The 18882-nt window shown below is 72.7% G+C and carries 15 protein-coding genes; 10 read left to right on the top strand and 5 right to left on the bottom strand.

The genetic code is table 11. The features are described from left to right. Positions 1–209 precede the first annotated feature (209 nt). Together WMF34_RS14725 and WMF34_RS14720 are read right to left on the bottom strand one after the other, a co-directional pair. A complete protein-coding gene (locus tag WMF34_RS14725; RefSeq protein ID WP_437993677.1) occupies positions 210–779 on the bottom strand; it encodes a non-canonical purine NTP pyrophosphatase in 570 nt (189 codons plus the stop codon). Further along, a complete protein-coding gene (locus tag WMF34_RS14720) occupies positions 776–1618 on the bottom strand; it encodes an SIR2 family NAD-dependent protein deacylase (protein ID WP_437993676.1) in 843 nt (280 codons plus the stop codon). Before WMF34_RS14720 ends, WMF34_RS14725 begins: the two co-directional genes overlap by 4 nt. 335 nt (positions 1619–1953) lie before the next feature. Here WMF34_RS14720 and WMF34_RS14715 point away from each other — a divergent pair, with 335 nt between their 5' ends. The 7 genes from WMF34_RS14715 to WMF34_RS14685 all read left to right on the top strand — a co-directional run bounded on the left by WMF34_RS14715 (position 1954) and on the right by WMF34_RS14685 (position 9487). Next, positions 1954–3072, top strand: a complete 1119-nt coding sequence (locus WMF34_RS14715) for a formylglycine-generating enzyme family protein (RefSeq protein WP_437993675.1) — start codon at positions 1954–1956, stop codon at positions 3070–3072. A 120-nt stretch (positions 3073–3192) separates the two neighbouring features. Continuing rightward, positions 3193–4725 carry a protein kinase domain-containing protein gene (locus tag WMF34_RS14710; protein WP_437993674.1) on the top strand — a complete coding sequence of 511 codons (1533 nt, stop codon included), beginning with the start codon at positions 3193–3195 and terminating at the stop codon, positions 4723–4725. Positions 4726–4822: 97 nt separating this feature from the next. Beyond that, entirely contained in the window at positions 4823–5794 is a 972-nt protein-coding gene (locus WMF34_RS14705; protein WP_437993673.1) for a hypothetical protein, read from the top strand. A gap of 74 nt (positions 5795–5868) precedes the next feature. Beyond that, the gene (gene hisA, locus WMF34_RS14700; RefSeq protein ID WP_012235445.1) at positions 5869–6594 is read left to right on the top strand and encodes a 1-(5-phosphoribosyl)-5-[(5-phosphoribosylamino)methylideneamino]imidazole-4-carboxamide isomerase; all 726 of its coding nucleotides are present in this window, start codon (positions 5869–5871) and stop codon (positions 6592–6594) included. Positions 6595–6631: 37 nt separating this feature from the next. After that, entirely contained in the window at positions 6632–8305 is a 1674-nt protein-coding gene (locus tag WMF34_RS14695) for a tetratricopeptide repeat protein (protein WP_012235444.1), read from the top strand. Further along, a complete protein-coding gene (pgsA, locus tag WMF34_RS14690; RefSeq protein WP_012235443.1) occupies positions 8295–8951 on the top strand; it encodes a CDP-diacylglycerol--glycerol-3-phosphate 3-phosphatidyltransferase in 657 nt (218 codons plus the stop codon). Before WMF34_RS14695 ends, pgsA begins: the two co-directional genes overlap by 11 nt. 44 nt (positions 8952–8995) lie before the next feature. Further along, positions 8996–9487, top strand: coding sequence for a hypothetical protein (locus WMF34_RS14685; RefSeq protein ID WP_437993672.1), 492 nt, complete (start codon positions 8996–8998; stop codon positions 9485–9487). A gap of 152 nt (positions 9488–9639) precedes the next feature. Here WMF34_RS14685 and WMF34_RS14680 read toward each other — a convergent pair whose 3' ends face one another. Continuing rightward, complete coding sequence (locus WMF34_RS14680) at positions 9640–11901, bottom strand: MYXO-CTERM sorting domain-containing protein (protein ID WP_437993671.1); 2262 nt, start codon at positions 11899–11901, stop codon at positions 9640–9642. Between the two features lie 235 nt (positions 11902–12136). Between WMF34_RS14680 and epmA the strand changes: the two genes are divergently transcribed. Both epmA and WMF34_RS14670 read left to right on the top strand, forming a co-directional pair. After that, the gene (gene epmA / locus WMF34_RS14675; protein ID WP_012235440.1) at positions 12137–13456 is read left to right on the top strand and encodes an EF-P lysine aminoacylase EpmA; all 1320 of its coding nucleotides are present in this window, start codon (positions 12137–12139) and stop codon (positions 13454–13456) included. Next, the gene (locus WMF34_RS14670; protein ID WP_437993670.1) at positions 13453–14004 is read left to right on the top strand and encodes a hypothetical protein; all 552 of its coding nucleotides are present in this window, start codon (positions 13453–13455) and stop codon (positions 14002–14004) included. Before epmA ends, WMF34_RS14670 begins: the two co-directional genes overlap by 4 nt. A 72-nt stretch (positions 14005–14076) precedes the next feature. Here WMF34_RS14670 and WMF34_RS14665 read toward each other — a convergent pair whose 3' ends face one another. Continuing rightward, a complete protein-coding gene (locus WMF34_RS14665) occupies positions 14077–15045 on the bottom strand; it encodes a hypothetical protein (protein ID WP_012235439.1) in 969 nt (322 codons plus the stop codon). 114 nt (positions 15046–15159) lie between these two features. On the opposite strand from WMF34_RS14665, the gene WMF34_RS14660 reads away from it, so the two are divergent. Continuing rightward, positions 15160–15552 (top strand): DUF423 domain-containing protein, encoded by a 393-nt coding sequence (locus tag WMF34_RS14660; RefSeq protein WP_437993669.1) that lies wholly within the window; start codon positions 15160–15162, stop codon positions 15550–15552. A 27-nt stretch (positions 15553–15579) separates the two neighbouring features. Here WMF34_RS14660 and WMF34_RS14655 read toward each other — a convergent pair whose 3' ends face one another. Then, on the bottom strand, positions 15580–18882 hold the full coding sequence (locus WMF34_RS14655; protein WP_437993668.1) for an efflux RND transporter permease subunit: 3303 nt from the start codon (positions 18880–18882) through the stop codon (positions 15580–15582).

Raw genomic sequence — 18882 nt, 5'->3', positions numbered from 1 at the left:
CCGCGGTCGTGGACGGTTAGGAACTCCAAAGCGTTCCGGAAGTCAAGCGCCACCGTGGCCAGCGCGCCGAGCAGAAGGGAGCGTCGCGGCGGCCCGCCGGCACGGCCCGTCTGGCGCGAGATCCCGGCGACGCGAGGACGAGCCGGCGCTGCCGGCGGGGCGTCGCGGCCGCGCGTCGCGTCGACGAGCGCGAGCGCCGCGCTCCGCGATCACAGCCCGAGATCGAACCGGAACGCCCGCAGCGCCTCCGCGCTCGCGGAGCACCGGAGGCGCTCGTCACGCGGCATCTGCCCGAGCGTGCGCGTGTGTCCGGCCGGGATGAACATCGGCTCCCAGTGGATGCCCTCGTCTCCCCGCTGCTCGACGGCGATCTCGCCGGTGACGCTGCCCGTGTAGACACGCAGCGTCCGGCCGTCGCAATAACACACCTTCTGGACCACGTGCGCCGCGCGCGACTGCCCCGGAGGGATGAGGGAGCAAATCCGGTCCTGCAGCCGCTCCCAGAACGGCATCACGAGTGGGCCCGGGAAGCCGTTCAGGTGCTCGATGAAGAGGCCGCCGTGCTCGACGAAGAGCGGCACGAGGGAGAGCCGGTAAGCGGCGAGGGCCTCCTCGCGTACGACGGTGTCGAGATCCGAGGAGAGGATCTGGGGCACGTCGAGCCGGAGCACGCGGAGCGGCGTCGGGGCGTCCTTCCATACATACGTCATGTCCGCGAGCTTGCGGTGGTTCGAGGAGACGAAATAGACCATGACCATCGCCCTCACCCGTCCCCTCACGCGTCCAGCGCGTCGAGCAGGTCCACGACGCTCTTCGTCTTGTCGTTCGGGTCGAGCTCGATCACGTCGATGTGCCAGTCCTCGAGCAGCGCCGGCTGGACGAGCCCGGCGCCGAAGGTCGCCCAGTAGCCGCGGCGGTTCGACGCGCGCCTCGCGAGCTGCGGGCTGCCCTCGATGCGCATCTGCTCCATGCGGTACCAGATGTACCGGATGTCGACGTCGCCGAAGCTGTAGCCGAGGAAGAGGAAGCTGTTGCTGAGCAGATCGGCCCGCAGGCGCTGATCGGGCGCCGCCTCGAGCCGGAGGCGGCCGAAGTACTGCGACTCGGTGAGCACCACCGTCTCGGGCCAGTCGAGATCTCCATGAAACTTGATGACGTGGCACGCCCCCTGCGCCGGGCACCGCGCGAAGTCGTCGAACCTGGCGAGCGCCACGGCCTCTTTTCCCGCGTCCCGCAGCGCCTCCTCGATGTGGTGCTCGAAGTTGGTCGTGTAGATGGTCGAGAAGTCGCGGCGCGCCAGGGCCTTGTGCTGGCACGAGCTCCTGCGCCGCTCGTCGACCTCGCGCGCATGGAAGCGCGCGCGCATCTCGGCGATGAAGCTGTCGAGGCCGCCCGCGCACTCGCGGGCGAAGAAGCCCGCGAGCTGCGGGGGCAGGCCGTGCAGCTCGAAGAGCGCCGGCTCGAAGCCGAGCGCGACGCCCATCCACCCCATCAGCTCCTTCCACATCGGCAGCCGGAGCGGGGCAGAGAAGCCCGCGCCCAGAAAGGGAATGAGGCGACCTTCCCGGTACGCCTGCCGGAGCGGGATCGCCGCTTGCTCGAGCGTGAGTACAGCCATCTTCAGCGAGCGATGGTATCTGCCCGACGACCTCGCGCAACCAGCGCCCGCCGGGCCGGAGCGCCTCGCCCCGAGCGGATGTCGGCGCGGATGTCGGCCGGCGCGCGAGGACAGAAGCCGCGACGCATCAGGACACACGCGGCAGAGCCCGGCGCCGCGGAGGAGGGCGCCGGTCGCACCTCGCTCTCCACGGCGGCAGAGCGGCGTCGAGCGCGCCCTCTCGCGAGCCGAAATGTCAGTAGTATCCCGCGCATGGAGATCCTTGGGATGGCGGCTCGGCGTCCGCTGCGCGCGGTCCGGTCCGCGCTGGTCGAGCGCCTCGGAGCGCGGCGCTGATGCAGATCGCAGCGTCTGCCGTGGCGATGTGGGCGGGGGCATGCCTCGTGTTCGGGGGCTGCACGGCGATCGTGGGCGTGGACAAGCCGTACCACCTGGCGGACGGCGCGGGCGGCGGGAGCGGAGGTGGAGCCGAGACGTGCACGCCAGAGGAGGTGCGGTGCGCGCAGAACAGGCCGCAGACGTGCGACGAAGGCGGAGCGTGGCAGGACGAACCCGAGTGCCCGGCGGAGGCGCCCCTGTGTGACGACGGGCGCTGCACCGTCCCCCGGAGCTGCGCCAAGATGGACGCGATCTGCGGGCCGCGCGGCGACGAGCGCTGCTGCGAGAGCCTGGTGGTGCCCGGAGGCACGTTCGATCGGGGCAGCGCCGAGCCGCGCCTGGTGACGGTGAGCGACTTCCGGCTGGATCGATTCGAGGTGACGGTGGGGCGGTTCCGGGCGTTCCTGTCGGAGTACCCGGCGAGCTGGCCAGCGGTGGGGGCAGGAGCGCACCCGAAGATCCCGGACAGCGGGTGGCGCGCCGCGTGGGACGCCAACTTGCCCGTGGACCGGGCGGCGCTGTCGGCGTCGCTGCACTGCGAGGATCCCTATTTTTCATGGACCGACGAGGCGGGCGAGCGCGAGCTCCTGCCCGCGGCCTGCGTGAGCTGGTACGTGGCGTTCGCGTTCTGCGCGTGGGACGGCGGTCGGCTGCCCACGTCAGCAGAGCGGCGCTACGCGGCCGCCGGCGGGGACGAGCAGCGCGTGTATCCATGGTCGAGCCCGGAGAGCGCCCCGGAGCCCGACGAGAGCTACGCTGTGTACGGTTGCGGCCTCGACGGGTCGTGCGAGATCGCGGACCTCCAGCCGGGCGGGTCGAGGTCGCCGCGGGGAGACGGGCGGTGGGGACACGCGGATCTGGGGGGAAACGTGTGGGAGTGGGTGCTGGATTCGTTCGCGGCGGACGACCCGATCGCGTGCGATGACTGCGCCGTCCTCACCCCCGACACGAACCACATGATCTGGGGCGGGGGCTGGCGCAGCGGGAAGGAGACACTGCTCACCTCCGCCTTCCAGGAGCGCCCGCCGAAGGGCCACTTCGCCGGCGCGGGGCTGCGGTGCGCGCGGGCGCGGTGATGCGCGCAGCTGGGCATCGCGGCGTCTCGGCGTCGCTGCCGCCGCTCCGCAGGGCGCGCGCCGCCCTTCGGGGGTCCCTGGAACCTTGACGCGACAGCCGCCGCGCGCGACCCTCCCGCCGTGTCGGGCACGCTCGCGGACGGAACGGTCTTCGCGCACCGCTATCGCGTGGCGCGCCTCCTCGCCGTGGGCGCGATGGGGTCCGTCTACGAGGTGGTGCACATCGAGACGAACCGCCGCCGGGCGCTGAAGGTGATGCACGCGTACCTCTTCCAGAGCGAGGAGATGCGCAGCCGCTTCAAGCGCGAAGCGCAGATCACGGCGGACATCGAGAGCGAGTACATCGTCGACGTCTTCGACGCGGGCATCGACGAGGCGACGGGCATGCCGTTCCTCGTGATGGAGATGCTCCGCGGCGAGGAGCTCGGCCAGCGCCTCAAGCGCCTCGGCAGGCTGCCTCCCGGCGAGGTCGCGACGTACCTCCAGCAGACCGCGTCGGCCCTCGACCGGACCCACGCGGCGTCCATCATCCACCGGGATCTCAAGCCCGAGAACCTGTTCGTCACCCAGCGGGACGACGGGACGCCCCGCATGAAGATCCTCGACTTCGGCGTGGCGAAGCTGCTCGCCGAGGGCGGGACGGCGGCCGGCATCACGCGGAGCCTCGGGACGCCCATCTACATGGCGCCCGAGCAGTTCCGCACCGACACGAAGCTCACCAGCGCCGTGGACATCTACGCGCTCGGGATGATCGCGTACACGCTGCTCGTGGGGACGCCGTACTGGAGCCCGGAGGCGCTCAGCGCGAACGACGTGATCGCGTTCGCGCTCGTGGCCGTCCACGGGCCGCAGGAGCCGCCGGTCCACCGGGCGATGTCGCAGCGGGTGGTGCTGCCGCAGGGCTTCGATGGCTGGTTCGCCCGGGCCACGGCCGTCGATCCAGCGGCGCGGTTCCGCCTCGCGAGCGAGGCGGCGCAGGCGCTCTCCGAGCTGCTCGGCCTCGCCCCGGCCAGCAGCGGGCGTTCGCCCCGCCCGACCACGCCGCCCTGGGCCCTGGCGAGCCCCTCGGCGCACGCGCTCGCCACGCCAGCGCCCGCGATCACCGCGCTCACGGCGCCCTCGATGATGCCGCCGGTGGCGACGAGCGTCGGCCCGATGGGGCCGGAGCACCCGTCTCGCTCCCCGGTCGCGCCCCTCGCGGCGACCATGGAGACGTCGGTGACGTCCGTCCCTTCGGGGAACATCACGCCGATCGCGCCGAACCGAGCCCCGCTCGTCGCCGCCGCGGTCGTCCTCGGGCTCGGGGTGCTCGGCGCAGGGACCTGGCTCCTGATCCGCGCCGGGGCCGAGGCCGATCCGGCGGTGGCCGCGCCGCCTTCGGCCACGGCGCCGGACGCCGGCTCGGCGAGCGCCGCCGTCGCCGCTGCGCCGAGCGCGACGCCGCCGGCAGCGCCGCCGGCGCCGGCGCCCAGCGCCTCCGCGACGGCGCTCGCCGCGGAGCCCACCCAGCCCGCGACGAGCGCGAGCGCCAGCGCGAGGCCGGCCGCGCGCGGGGCGGCGGGCGCTCCCCCGAAGGCGGCGCCGAAGCCCGCTTCGACCGGGCGAACAGGCGCCGCCGCTCGCCCCCAAGTGCCTTTGCTCGGACGAGATTGAGACCGATGTCCGCCGCGCTGACGGTCCGACCCTCGCCGACACCGGTTGACACCTTCGCCCGTGGATGCCCCAGAACATGACACGTCGCCTGCGCCGGATGGCTCCTCTCGCTCTCGTCCTCTGGCCGCTCGCCGCCGCGACGCCCGCCGCGGCGCAGGACAGCGCGGCCGCGGAAGCCCTCTTCGACCGGGGCCTCGCCGAGATGGAGGCGGGCCGGTACGAGACGGGCTGCGGCGCGATCGCCGAGAGCCATCGGATCGAGCCCAAGCCGGGGGCGCTCTTCACGCTGGCCATCTGCGAGTCGAGGTGGGGCCGCGTCGCGAGCGCGTTCGCGCACTTCGGGGAGTACCTTGCGCTCCACGAGCAGCTGACGCCGGAGCAGAAGCGCCGGCAAGGAGAGCGGCCCAGGGTCGCCCGGGAGGAGCGCGAGAAGCTCGCCCCGCTCGTGCCGGAGCTCGCGCTCTCCCTCCCGCCCGGGGCCCCCGCGGGGACGGTGGTGAAGCGCGACGGCCGCGCGGTGGACAGCGCCGCGCTGGGCGCGAGCGTGCCGGTGGATCCGGGCGAGCACGTCGTGTCGACGCAGGCGCCGGGAGGGCCTGTCCAGGAGACGCGGATCCACCTCGCGCACGGCGAGAAGAAGCGCGTCGAGCTGCAGGTGAGCGGCGCCCCGGCGCCGTCCGCCGAGCGCCTTTCAGGCCGGCGGGCGGCCGTGTACGCGGCCGGCGGCGTCGGCGTCGCGGGGCTCGTGCTCGGCGGGGTGACGGGCGCGCTCACGCTCGGCAAGAAGAGCGTCGTCCGCGACCACTGCGGCAGCGGGATCGGCCTGAGCGACCCGACGGCCTGCGACCCGACGGGCCTGGACGCGGCGGAGAGCGCGAGCACCACCGGGCTCGTGAGCACGATCGGCTTCGGCGTGGGGCTGGCCGGGCTCGGGGCGGCGGCGGTCCTCTACCTGACCGAGCCGCAGCAGAGCGACATGACCGCCGGCGCGCCGTCAAGGCGGATCCGCGCAGGGGTGCTCGCGGCAGGCCCGGAGGGGGTCGTGCTCGGGGCGAGCGGGTCGTGGTGACGCGGCGAGGCCGTTCACCTTCGCGACCTTCGCCGCCTCTACCCGCCGGCGCGGAGGCGCGCTAGACCCGCCGCGTGCAGCTCATCCCCGCCATCGATCTCCTCGGAGGCCAGGCCGTGCGCCTCCACCAAGGGCGCTACGATCAGGTCACCGTCTACGACCAGGACCCGGCGGCGCTCGCCGCTCGCCTCCGCCGCGCCTGCGCTCGGCTGCACGTGGTCGACCTGGAGGGGGCCCGCGCCGGCCTGCCCGTCCAGGCCGACGCCGTCCGCGCCGTCATCGCGGCCTTCGGCGCGGAGGGCGGCAGCGTGCAGGTGGGCGGCGGCATCCGCTCCGCCGCCGCGGCCGAGAGCTACCTCGCGCTGGGCGCCGATCGCATCGTGCTCGGGACCGCCGCGGTGAACGATCCCGCGCTCGTACGCGACCTCGCCGGCCGCTTCCCGGGGCGCGTCGTGGTCGCCGTGGACGCCAAGGACGGGCGCGTGGCCGTGCAGGGCTGGGAGCAGGTCTCCTCCGTCACGGCCCTCGACGTCGCCCGCGCGCTCGCCGGCGCCCCCGTCGCGGCGCTCCTCTACACCGACGTCTCCCGCGACGGCACGCAGGTCGGCCCCAACCTGGAAGCCACCCGCGAGCTCGCCGCCTCGTGTGGCTTCCCCGTCCTGGCCTCCGGCGGAGTCGGATCGCTCGCTCACCTGCGCGCGCTCGCGCAGATCCCCGGCGTCAGCGGCGTCATCGTGGGCCGCGCGCTCTACGAGGGGGCCTTCACGCTCGCCGAGGCGATCGAGGCGGCGAGCGCCTGACGGCGTGTGCGCGTTTTCGTGTACGATCCCCCCGACAATGCACGAGCGCGACGACCCACGGCCCTCCACACGCGAAGTCGCGGCGGAGGAGTTCCTGTTCCACCTGCACCGGGGCAGCGAGCTCCTGCAGGACAACCGGGTCCACGCCGCGAAGGCGGAGCTCGAGCGCGCGCTGTCGCTCCAGCCGAGCGATCCCAAGGGGCAAGACCTGCTCGGGATCGTCTACTTCCGGCTGGGGCTCTACCCGCGGGCGATCGCGATCTATGAGCGGCTGATCCAGGCCCACCCGGAGGCGGTCGAGCCGCGCATCAACCTCGCGCTCTCGTACCTCAAGACCGGGCAGCCGGCGCAGGCGCGGTCCGAGCTCGAGAAGGCGCTCGAGCAGAACCCGAAGCACCAGCGCGCGTGGGGCTACCTGGGGCTCGCGTTCCAGCGCATGGGCGACTACGAGCGCGCGAGCCACGCGTTCGCGGCGGGCGGCCACGACGCGATGGCGCGCCGCCTGCTCGACATGACGGGCGCCGCCACGGGTCGCTACTCGATGGAGCCGCCCGACACCGAGGATCAGCCGCCGATCGAGGCCAAGGCCGAGGTGCAGCGCGCCGCGGGCGAGGCGGTGCAGGTGCTCGATCGCGCCGGCGCGGGCTTCCGGCACGACTCGGATCTGCCGCGCATCCCGTCAGGGACATGGTCGGCCATCGAGCCTGGCCGCGAGATGATGCCGACCATCCCGGCGCCGCCGTCGTTCAAGAGCCTCGGGGCGGACGGCCGCGCGGGAGGCGCGTCGAACCCGCCCGGCGCGGGCAAGGCTCCCGGCCCGAGGGTCGGCGCGGCGCCGACGGTCCCGTCGATGCCGGCGGTGCAGGCGCCGCCGGGAGGGAGCGTGGCCCCGACCGTGCGCCGCAGCACGGTGGCGCCCGAGGAGCCCTCCGCGACGGGCCGCTTCGCGATCGCCGTCCCCGCGGCGGCGGACGCGGCGGCGGCGAGCAAGAAGGCGGCGGGGCGGCCGTCGTCGTCCTCGCTGCCGCCGCCCACGGCGGCGCCGGCCGCGCCGCCGCCGGCCGCGGCGCCGCCGCTGGAGACGCTCTCGGCGCTCGCGCGCGAGCGGCTGCTCGTCTTCCCGCGCGAGGCCGCTGTCACGCGGCACCCGACCGGCGTCGTTCTCGTGCAGTCGGCGAAGGGCTTCGTCGCCCGGCTCGACGCGCTGCGCACCATGAGCGTGCACTCCGGGACCGCCACGCACGTGCTGAAGCGGCAGGCGCGCGGGCGCATCTTCGACGAGCCGCTCGGCGGGCCGAGCACGCCCTTCATCGAGATCGGCGGGCGCTGCGAGCTCGTGCTCGGCGCGCCCGAGGGGCGGCGGCTCCACCCGGTGACGCTCGGAGAAGAGTCCATCTACCTGCGCGAGGACGTGCTCGTCGGCTTCGATCTGCCGATCGGCTACGAGAACGGCCGCCTGCCGGCCGGCGAGGGCGAGGCGGTCGCGATGGTGCAGCTCCGCGGCCGCGGCCACATGGTCCTGTCGGTGCCCGAGCGCGCCGCCGCGCTGGAGATCACCCCGTCGCGGCCGACGTCGACGCGCGCGACCGCGGTGCTCGGGTGGATGGGCCGGCTCCTGCCGCGCACGCTGCCCGCCTCCGAGGCGCCTGGAGGCATGCAGGGCTTCGTGACGTTCGGCGGAGAGGGGATGGTCCTCGTCGATGGTCGCTAGCGCGGGCACGTCCCTGCGGGGCATCAAGGCGCAGCGGCGGCGCACGCTCTGGGAGGACGCGCGGAACCTCCCGAACCTGCTCACGTTCGCCCGGATCCTCATGATCCCGGCCGTCCTCTTGCTGCTGTCGAGGGGCGCGCCGCGGGACTGCTTCTGGGCCGCGGGCGTCTACTCGCTCGCGGCGATCACCGACATGCTCGACGGCTACCTGGCGCGGCGGCAGGGCCTCGTGAGCGTGCTCGGCAAGTTCCTCGATCCGCTCGCCGACAAGCTCATCGTCGCCGCCACGCTCGTGTGGCTCGTGCCGATGGGCCGGATCCCGGCGTGGGCGGTGGTGCTGCTCATCTCGCGCGAGATCACGATCACGGCGCTCCGATCCATCGCCTCGACCGAGGGGCTCGTCATCGCGGCGGGCGACGGCGGGAAGGTCAAGACAGCGCTGCAGATGATCGGGATCGTCTGCCTGATCCTCGGCTACCCGTACCGCATCCACCTCGGCGTCGACTTCGGAGAGGTCGACGTGGTGCACGTCGGACGGCTGCTCATCTATCTATCGCTCGTCTTCTCGATCACGAGCGCCGCGCAGTACATGGGCCTGTTCATCGACGCCATCGACGCCAAGAACCGGCCTACCCCTCCGCAGTAGATGGGCAATAGGCAAGCCCGCCTGGTTCTGCTAGACCAGCGCGCGTGAAAGCCCCGAAGACATCGCGCAACGCCTTGCGCCCCGCGCTCCTCCTGGCCGCGCTCGCCGCGGCGATCGTCGCCTCCGCCGCGAGCTGCAGCCAGCAGCGAGAGGGCGAGCCCTGCGAGATCGCGAACGGCAACGATGACTGCGCCGATGGCCTCGTGTGCATGGGCATCGGTCAGCAGCAGCAACAACATCGTTGCTGCAGACCGAATGTGATCACGCAGGTCTGCGATCCCAACCAGAATCCGACGACGAGCAGCGCGAGCGGCACGGGCGGCGGCGACGGTGGCGGTGGCACCGGCGGCAACGGGACGGCCGGGGGCGGCGGTACAGGCGAGGGCGGAAGCGGCGGCGGTACGGGCGGCGCCGGCGGCACGGGCGGCGCCGGTGGTACGGGCGGCACCGGCGGTACGGGCGGCGCCGGTGGTACGGGCGGCGCCGGTGGCGGCACCGGCGGCGCGGGCGGCACCGGCGGCGCGGGTGGGCGCTAGCGCAGCGAAGGCAGCCCCCGCGCATCACAACACCCAGCGAAGCGACAGGCGCGAGCGCTCCAAGCCTCGCCCTTGCGTGGAGGGCAGGCGCCACGGCGGCGCGCGTCGATGCGCCGCCCGCCGCGTGACGCCAGCGGCCTCAGGCCGTCACTTCAGCCCAGCGCGCGACGCGCCCGCGCACGCCGCCTGAGCACGGCAGCTCCGGCGAGCGCGACCCCGGCGAGCGCCGTCCACGGCGCGACGGGCGCGCTCGGCTCGCCGGCGCGGCAAGCGCACCCCACGGCCGTCGCCTCCGGCTCGGGATCCTCGACCGGATCCGTCGGATCCGGCGTCGCGCCGCCCGTGGAGCCGGCGGGCTCCGGCTCGACGGGCTCCGTCGGATCGACCGGCGGCTCCACCCCGAGATCTTCGCTCTCCACCGTCACGGACGAGGACGGACAGTTCTTGTGACCGATCACCAGGTAGTACGTCTGCGTGGGATCGAACGGCGGATCGGAGGTCTCGTCGATGACGAGCTCACCGCTCGTCTCCGTGATCCCCTCGACGCTGTAATCGTAGTTCGTGGCCTCCGGCAGGAGCTCGCCCAGCGTGAAGCCGACGTGCCGACGGGCCCTCACGTAGATGCTCCACTCGACGTCGTTGCCGCGGTCGGGATCGAGCTCCACGGTGAAGCGGACGCCCTTCGCGGCCCGATCCGGCTTGCTCTTGAAGTGGAAGAGGCTCTGCAGGCTGAGCTGCGAGCGGTAATCCGCGCACGACGCCCCCGAGCCGAAGACCAGCGAGTCGATCCCGAACATGTTCGTCGTCTGCGACTTGCCCCCGCTCAGATCGAGCACCTCCTCGCAGTCGTCGAGGCCCCGGCTCTCGATCAGCGCGTCGACGGCGCCGGCGTCCGCCTCCGTGAGCTCGCCGGCGGTCACCAGCTTGCCGGTCGCCCGCTTCAGCGCCTTGGCGAAATCGCCGAACGAGGCGTTGGGGGTCAGCAGCGTCACCGTGCCCCAGACGAGCTTGTCGCCCACCTTGGCCCCGAACTTCTCGCGCAAGGACCACGCGAGGCTGCCGATCAGCTCGCCGTCCTCGTGCACCTCGCCCACCAGATCGCCGGGGCACGTCTTGGTGTCCTTCGCGAGGTCGCGCGCCATGCCGAAGGGCGCCAGCGTCGCCTCGCCGAGCGTGGAGTCGCCGTTCACGGTGCACGCGAAATAGTCCGCGATGCCCTCATCGATGCTGCCGGCCCAGGGGGAGAGCCCGTATTCGTTGATCGCGAACTGCCCCCCGTTGTAGCCGACCGCGTTGGCGGAGACGTAATGGGTGAACTCGTGGAGGAACACGTCGGAGTCGTCCGAGAAATCGAAGAACGAGCCCTGGCCGATGGCGATGAGGTTCGGCGCGCGGAAGGGCTCGCCCACGCCCTCTCCCGAGAAGAACGCGTTGTCCATCGGCCGGCCCGCCTCCAGCATGTTGGCGACCGCGACGAGCTTCCAGCCAGGCGCCCCCATGTCGATCTGGTGGGTCGACACGAAGTAATCGCGCATCCGGGTGAGGTGGTAATAGATGCCGACCTGCGCGAACTGGTCATGCGCATCGTCCGCGCTCGTGGGCGGATCGTAGAGGAAGTCCTCCCCTGCGTTCGGCTCGACGCTCTGCTCCACGGTGAGCGGGACGCCGCCGATGAGGTCGCCATCCACGTAATTCACCACCTTGAAGTTGCCGTTCCAGCCGCTCAAGGTCTGAGGATCCGCCGCGTCGAGGCCGCTGAGCTCGAGATCCTGGACCTCGGGCGTGACCGCGGAGCTGATGGGGTAAACGCGCCCTCGCGCGTGCACGGCCAGCGAGCGCCTGTGGACGAGCTTGCCTGTGTGCGCGTCGACGAGGTAGCGCTCCCCGCCGCGATCCGACCGGACATCGACGACCCAGACGAGCTTGCCGCCCGTCTCCGCCTCGGGAAACACCGCGAGCGACGCGTTCGGCCGCTCCGCGAGCGTCATCCCATAGGTCCCCTCGACCGCGCGCCGCGCGGCCTCTTCGCCGTGAGTCGGCGTCGTCGCGACCGACAGGTCCCGCGCCACGTCGAGCACCACGACCTCCGCGCGGTTCTCCCGGGTGAGATCGATCGCCACCGCGGCGCCGAGCACGGGCAGTCCGGCGTGGACCTGCGCAAACCGGACAGTGCGGTGTTCGCCATCCACGAGCTCGCTCTGGTAGCGCAGCGAGACGCCCTGGAGGCGGAGGTCTGAAGCGGCGTCCTTCAGCGCCGCCTCCGCCGCGCCCCGCGCGCCATCCGCGCCCCGGAAGGACAGCGCCGTTGCTGGCGAGCCCTTCGGTAGCGTGTGCCACTCCGACGCGGCGGCGAGCCCCGCAGAGGCCAAGGCTGCGAGTGCGGTCAACGGAAGCAAGAGCGGCAGTCGTCTCATGGGTTCATCTCTCCGGCTGGATTTCTGCTGGCTTTCTGCAAGCAGCGCTCGCGTGAGGCGCGGCAGGGCCGGACCGACGAGCGCGACCAACGTAACGAGTTGCGTTGCCTCATCAAGGAGAAGCGACGCGACGTCCTCGCGGAAAATCAAGGAGTTGTGGCCGTGATTGCCTCGTTACGTGACCTCCCTGGTCAACCAGCGTGGTATGTCTCCGGCACCTTCAACGCAGGCTCCCGTGGCGCTCTCTGAAACAAACACCTCCATTGGATTCCCGGCGACGTTCGCCCCGAGCGACATCGTCTCCGCCTGTTCCCCGGGCCGCACCGGTCCCTCCGGCGCGCCGCTGCCCGGCAGGGTTCGCGTCGGCGGCCGCGTGCTCGAGGTCGCGGAGGGCGCGGTCGTCCTCGGCGACGCGTTCAGCGCGCTGCGCGTCGCGCTCGAGGGCGCGCTCGCGCCGCCGCTCGAGGTCGGCGATCTCGCGATCGTCGAGGGCGCGCCGGCGCCGGCTGGCCGCGCGCTCGCGTCGGCGCGGCTCGTCGAGCGGATCGCGCCCCGGAGGCCGCCGCGGGCGCGCGCGGGCGCCGCGGCGCCCCCGTCGAGCGAGACGGAGCGCGCGATCCATCGCGGGCGCGGCGCGGCGCTCGCCCAGCGCGCGGCGGCGCTCGGCGCGGTGCGGGCGCTGTTCGCCGAGCGCGGCTTCCTCGAGGTGGAGACGCCGAGCATGGTCCCCTCCCCTGGGCTCGACCTGCACCTCGACGCGTTCGCGGTGCAGGCGGCGCGCCCGACGTTCCTGATCACGAGCCCGGAGTACCAGATGAAGCGGCTGCTCTCGGGGGGCGTCCCGCGCTGCTTCCAGCTCGCGCGCTGCTTCCGGCGCGGGGAGCTCGGGGACAGGCACAACCCGGAGTTCACGATGCTCGAATGGTACCGCGCCTTCGCCGGCGTGGACGAGGTGATGGCCGACACCGAGGCGATCGTGCGGCGCGTCGCGGGCGCGCTCGGCGCGGAGGGCACGATCTCGACGTCCGGCAAGCAGGTACGTTTGGAGCGGCCGTTCCCGCGGATCTCGATCGGCGAGGCGTTCGCGCGCTGGGCGGGCGTGCCCGCGGACGACGCGATCGCGCTCGCGTCGAGCGACGAGGAGCGGTTCTTCCGCCTGCTCGTGGACGCGGTGGAGCCGGCGATCGCCGCGCTGCCCCACCCGGTGTTCCTGGTCGATTTCCCCGCGCCGTTCGCGTCGCTCGCGCGGCTCAAGCCGAGCGATCCGCGGGTCTGCGAGCGGTTCGAGCTGTATGTCGCGGGCGTCGAGCTCTGCAACGGCTTCGGCGAGCTGACCGACCCGGTCGAGCAGCGCGCGCGGCTCCTCGCGGATCAGGCGGCGCGGGCCGCCCAGGGCAAGCCGGTCTATCCGATCGACGAGCGCTTCCTCGACGCGCTCGAGGAGGGGATGCCGCCCGCGGCGGGCAACGCGCTCGGGGTCGATCGCCTCGTCGCGCTGTGCCTCGGCGCCCCGTCGATCGGCGACGTCCTCGCGTTCCCTCACGGCTGGCTGTGACAGGCGCGGGGGTCCCCGACGGCGACGCGCGCCTCTCACCGGAGGTCCTGTCGCAGCTCGCCCGCAAGTACCTCACGCTCGCGGAGCTCCGGCGCGCGCGGGCGGCCGGGGAGCCGATCCCGGGCAAGGAGGTGTTCCGCGCGCTCGCGGGGGAGTTCCCCGGCGCGCTGAACGAGCTCGACAACCTGCCCTTCGACGAGATCGAGCGGCGCCGCGACGCGCTCTCACGGGCCCTCGCCGGGGGCCCGGAGGAGCGCTGGATGGCGTGGATGCACGGCTACCACACGCTGATGCGGGCGGCGCTCTACGTGAAGATCCGCGTCGCGCGGCGTGAGGAGCTGTCCGACGTCGCGGCGGCGGCGCTCGCGGAGCGGGCGGCGAGGCACGCCGGCGCGCCGGTCGACGCCGCGTTCGTGATCGCGGTCAAGGCGCCGCCGGACGGCCGGCTGAACCGCCTCGTCCTCGGCCGGCTCGCGGCGACGTTCGGCACGTCGATGGCGGAGATCCGGGAGACGATCTTCCCGCGGCGGCGGGCGGAGGGAGACTGACGCGCGGCGCGCTCGGCCGAGCACTCGGCGCCGGCTCGCTGGCAGGGCGGGCGCCAGTGGTCCGCTGGACCGTCACGAGGGTGTGGCGGTGAGCCACACCGAAAGATCGTCTGCGGAGAGGTCGAGCACCACGTCGCCCACCTTCTCCGGGCCTTCTGCGTGCAGGCGCTCGTGGAGCCGGCTTCGCTCCTCTGCCGTGAGCGGGCGCCCCAGTCGCCGCTCGACCTGGTGCGCGAGCAGCGCGAGGCCCTTCTCCAGCCCTTCCTTGAGCCCGGCCGCCTTGCCTTCCCTGTAAATCGAGTTCTGCATGACGATCTCCCGCGGCAGCAATGATTTTACCACATCTGCCAGGCCACGCTCACGCGTGTCCGCTTCGGCCAGGGCCACCATCGCCGCTCCGAGCTCCGCAAACTGACGCTCGCCGGAGCAGGCCCGGAGCGCCTCGATCACCTGGTTCAGCTTGCTGCCATCCGCGTCCGCTGCCAGGGGCGCAAAGATCAGCCAAAACGGGCTTCCCCGCGCCGCCAGCTCGGCCACCGTCCGCTGATAGACAGCCTCGATACGGAACCGCACGCCGGAGAACGGCTCGTCCGGTGACGATGTCCGATACGCGCCGTGCGTCGGCCACGGCGCCTCCCGGCCAGAAAGGACCACCACCACGCTGTCGATCGGCGTGGGTTGCCGAGCAGGGGCGCCCTCGCTCGCTCGCGCCTCGTCCGCCACCGCCAGCGCCGTCAGGCAATGGTACTCGAACACGCGGAACGGAATCTCATCGCCCATCGCCAGCGTCCACTCGGCGTGGAGCAGCCGCCGCTCGCCGCCCACCATCACGGCGAGCGCCCGATCGAGCCGCCGCTGGCGGCCGGTGACCTGCGTGTCGACCCAGCCCAGCGGCTCGATGGGCCCGGCCGCGCCGAGCAGAGCGCGCGCGACGTCGTGCGGGAATTGCCGCGACACGTGGCGGAGGATCAGATCGACGTCGTCCGGCGCGTCGTCCTGCCCCGTGTCCTCCTTTCGGCGCCTGCGGCCTCGCTTGCCCATGTCGACGGACCGTCCTCCTGCACCTCGAACATCGGCGCGAGCCCGCCGCAGTTGCGCACCCAGCCGAGCGCCCCCCCGTGACGAGCTCCGGCCATGGGCTAAGCTCCGCGCCCGATGGAACGTCTCTTCTTCCTGCTCTCGGGCGTTTACGGGTTCCTCGCGGTGGCGCTCGGCGCCTTCGGCGCCCACGGGCTCAAGGCGACGCTCGACGCGGAGGCGGACGGCGCGCTGCGCCTCTCCTGGTGGCAAACGGGCGCCCAGTACCACCTCGCCCACGCGCTCGCGCTGGCGCTCGCCGCCCACCTCGCCGCGCGCACCGGCGGCGTCGCGGCGACCGTCGCCGGCTTCTGCTTCGCGGGCGGCGTGCTCTTCTTCTCCGGCAGCCTCTACGTGATGACCGTGACCGGCGTCCGCGTCCTCGGCATGGTCACGCCGTTCGGCGGGCTGCTCCTGCTCGCGGGCTGGGGCGCGGTGGCCGTGGCCGCGCTCGGGATGGCGAAGGGCTGAGGCGCCCGGCAACGGGCGCCGCCGCGCCTAGGTCGTCCTGCGCGCGAAGAGCCGGCCGAACCGCGCCGACGCGCGCTCGCGGAGGGCGGCCACGCGAGACCGGACCCGCCCCCAGCGCTCGCTGCGCGCGAGATCGTCGAGCAGCGAGTACGAGACCGGCGTGACGATCAGGGTGAGCAGCAGGCTCAGGGACTGGCCGCCGATGACCACCACGGCGATCGTCTGGCGCTCCTCGGCCCCGGGCCCCGTGCCCAGCCAGAGCGGGAGCATGCCCGCGACCAGGGCCAGCGTGGTCATCAGGATGGGCCGCAGCCGATCGCGGTTCGCCTGGAGGATCGCCTCCTCACGCGGCACGCCCTCGCCCCGCAGCTTGTTCATGTGGTCGACCTGGAGGATCGAGTTCTTCTTCACCACGCCGAACAGCACGAGGAAGCCGAGCGCAGAGTACAGGTTCAGCGTGTTCCCGGTCGCCCACAGGCTGAGCAGCGCGAACGGCACCGACAGCGGCAGCGAGAGCAGGATCGTCACCGGGTGCACGAGGCTCTCGAACTGCGACGCCAGGATCATGTACATGAGCACGATCGACAGGAGGAACGCCCAGATGAACTCGCCGAACGTGCGCTCGAGCTCCGCGCCGCGGCCGCGCACGCTGGTCGTGTACGCGGCGGGCATGTCCATCTCCCGGGCGGCGCCGCGCAGCGCCTCCAGCCGGTCGGCGAGCGCGTAGCCGGGGGCGACGCCGGCGCGCAGGCTCGACACCCGCTGGCGATCGAGCCGGTCGATGCGCGACGGGCTCCTCGCCTCCTCGATGCGCACCAGGTTGTCGAGGCGCACGAGGTCGCCCCGGAGCAGCGGCGTCACGGCCGAGGGCGCCGTCGCGCCGCCGGCGCCGCCCGGCTGCGGCGCCGCCTGCGCGCGCGCCGTCCGGGGCACGTACAGGCGGCGGACGGCCGCCACCCGATCGCGATCCTCCTCGATGAGGCGCAGCTGCACGTCGTAGTTCTCGTTCTCGGCCTCGTCCCGGAAGCGCGAGACCGCCTGATCTCCGCCCACCATCAGGCGCAGCGCGGTCGCGATGTCCTGCGTCCGGACCCCGAGCTGCGCCGCGCGATCGCGCTCGATGAGCACCCGGAGCTCCGGCCGGTCGATCTTCAGCGTCACGTCGGCGTCCACGATGCCGCCGAGCTGCGCGGAGCGCTCGCGGAGCTCGTTCGCGTACCGCTCGAGCTGCTCGATGTCGGGGCCCTGGATCGCGAAGTCGATCTCGAAGTTCCCGCCGCCGATGTTGAACGACGGCACGTTGCGCACCGAGATCCGGAGATCGGAGTACTTGCGCAGCTTGCGCCGCACCTCCTGCATCACGTCCTTCTGCGAGTAGTTGTCCTTGAAGGCGCGCCATGGATGGCCGGAGAACGTCTCCCGGAGCAGCCGTGTCAGGGAGAACGTGCGCTCGTCGTGCGGGGCGATCCGCACGAAGGCCTCGCCCGCGCTGACGCCGCCCACGAAGCCGCCGCCCGCTGTGGCGAGCACGCTCCGCACCCCGCGCACCCCGCGGACGTCGTCGCTGATCTCCCGCATCACGTCGTCCATCGCGCCGATGCTCGCGCTGAGCGGGGCCGTGACGCGGATCTCGAACTGCGCGTCGTCCGCGCCCGAGGGGATGTACTCCTGCTTCACGAGCCCGTAGAGCGGCACGGCCGACGCCATCACCAGCGCGCCCGAGACGGCGACGAGCGCCCGGTGCCGCATCGCGAACGCGAGGGCGCGCGTGTACCTGGCCTCGAGCCTCCCGTAGAAGCCCTCCCGCGTCGCCGCCTCGCCCCCGCCGCCCGCCCCGTGCGCGCGGGCGCCCTCCTCGCGGAGCAGGCGCGCGCTCATCATCGGGGTCAGCGTGAAGCTGACGAGCAGGCTCACGAGGATCGCGACCGTGGCCGTGATCCCGAACTGGAACAGGAACCGCCCCGAGATCGACGACATGAACGACACGGGGACGAAGATGACGACGAGCGACAGCGTCGTCGCGAGCACGGCGAGCCCGATCTCCTGCGTCGCGGCCCTGGCCGCCTCGAAGGAGTCCATCTTCTTCTCCTCGACGAAGCGGAAGATGTTCTCCAGGACGACGATCGCGTCGTCGATGACGATGCCCACCATCAGCACGAGCGCCAGCATCGTCACGCTGTTCAGCGTGAAGTCGAGCAGCCACATCATGCCGAACGTCGCGACGACCGACGTCGGGATGGCGACGCCCGCGATGATCGTGGACCGCCACGACCGCATGAAGAGCAGGACGACCGCGCACGCCAGGATGCTGCCGAGGACGAGGTGCACGTTGATCTCGTGCAGCGCCGTGTAGATGTAGCCCGACTGATCGCGGATCACCTCGAGCCGCACGTCCTCGGGCATCTGCTCGGAGAGCTTCGCCAGGTTCGCCTTCACGGCCTCGATCACCGCGACGGTGTTGGCGCCCGACTGCCGCACGACGTCGAGGACGACGGTGGGCTTGCCGTCGAGGCGGGCCAGCGACCGCTGCTCGTAGGTGCCGTCCTCGGCGCGGCCGATGTCGCGCACCCGGACGGGCCGCCCGTCGACGGTGGCGACGACCAGATCGTTGAACGCGCCCGCGTCCTCGATGCGGCCCATCGTGCGCAGCGTCCGCTCCTCCTCCTTCCCCGTGACGTTCCCCGCGGGGATGTTCGCGTTCTGCTGCACGATCGCGTCGCGGACGGCGGTGATCGGCAGGCCGTACGCGGCGAGGCGATCGGCGTTCAGCCAGATCTTGATGGCGCGCTGCTGCCCCCCCACGACGCGCACCTCGCCGACGCCCGACGACCGCTCGAGCTGCACCCGCACGAGCTTGTCGGCCAGCTCGGTGAGCTCCCGGATCGATCGATCGGCCGAGAGGGCGATCGACATGACAGGGGTCGAGTCGTTGTCCTGCTTCGCGATGACGGGCGGATCGGTGCCCACGGGGAGCCGGCGCAGCGCCGCCTGCACGCGATCGCGGACGTCCTGCGCCGCCGAGTCGATGTCCCGGTCGAGGTTGAAGGTGGCGACGACGACGGAGGTCCCGCTCGTCGAGATCGAGCGGAGCTCGGCGATCCCCTCGACGGTGTTGACCGCCGCCTCGATCTCCTCGGAGATCTCCGACTCGACGTCCTCCGGCGCGCCGCCGGGGAGCGTGGTGCGGACCGAGACCGTCGGCAGGTCCACGGCGGGGAAGCGATCCACGCCCAGCTTGAAGTACGCCACGGCGCCGACCACCACGAGGGCGAGCGTCAGCATGGCGGCGAACACGGGCCGCTGGATGCAGATCCTGGCGAGCGCTTGCAC

It is taken from the genome of Sorangium sp. So ce145, assembly GCF_051525985.1.
GTDB classification, from domain to species: domain Bacteria; phylum Myxococcota_A; class Polyangia; order Polyangiales; family Polyangiaceae; genus Sorangium; species Sorangium cellulosum_B.
Note: the sequence above shows the minus strand (reverse complement) of the source record. Positions and strands in the feature narration are given on the sequence as shown.

What these genes read in the sequence shown, in the direction of transcription:
- pgsA (WP_012235443.1), top strand. Translation starts at nt 8,295, where the DNA reads ATGGTCGCTAGCGCGGGCACGTCCCTGCGGGGCATCAAGGCGCAGCGG.
- WMF34_RS14705 (WP_437993673.1), top strand. Translation starts at nt 4,823, where the DNA reads ATGGCTCCTCTCGCTCTCGTCCTCTGGCCGCTCGCCGCCGCGACGCCC.
- WMF34_RS14715 (WP_437993675.1), top strand. Translation starts at nt 1,954, where the DNA reads ATGCAGATCGCAGCGTCTGCCGTGGCGATGTGGGCGGGGGCATGCCTC.
- WMF34_RS14695 (WP_012235444.1), top strand. Translation starts at nt 6,632, where the DNA reads ATGCACGAGCGCGACGACCCACGGCCCTCCACACGCGAAGTCGCGGCG.
- WMF34_RS14720 (WP_437993676.1), bottom strand. Translation starts at nt 1,618, where the DNA reads ATGGCTGTACTCACGCTCGAGCAAGCGGCGATCCCGCTCCGGCAGGCG.
- WMF34_RS14665 (WP_012235439.1), bottom strand. Translation starts at nt 15,045, where the DNA reads ATGGGCAAGCGAGGCCGCAGGCGCCGAAAGGAGGACACGGGGCAGGAC.
- WMF34_RS14660 (WP_437993669.1), top strand. Translation starts at nt 15,160, where the DNA reads ATGGAACGTCTCTTCTTCCTGCTCTCGGGCGTTTACGGGTTCCTCGCG.
- WMF34_RS14680 (WP_437993671.1), bottom strand. Translation starts at nt 11,901, where the DNA reads ATGAGACGACTGCCGCTCTTGCTTCCGTTGACCGCACTCGCAGCCTTG.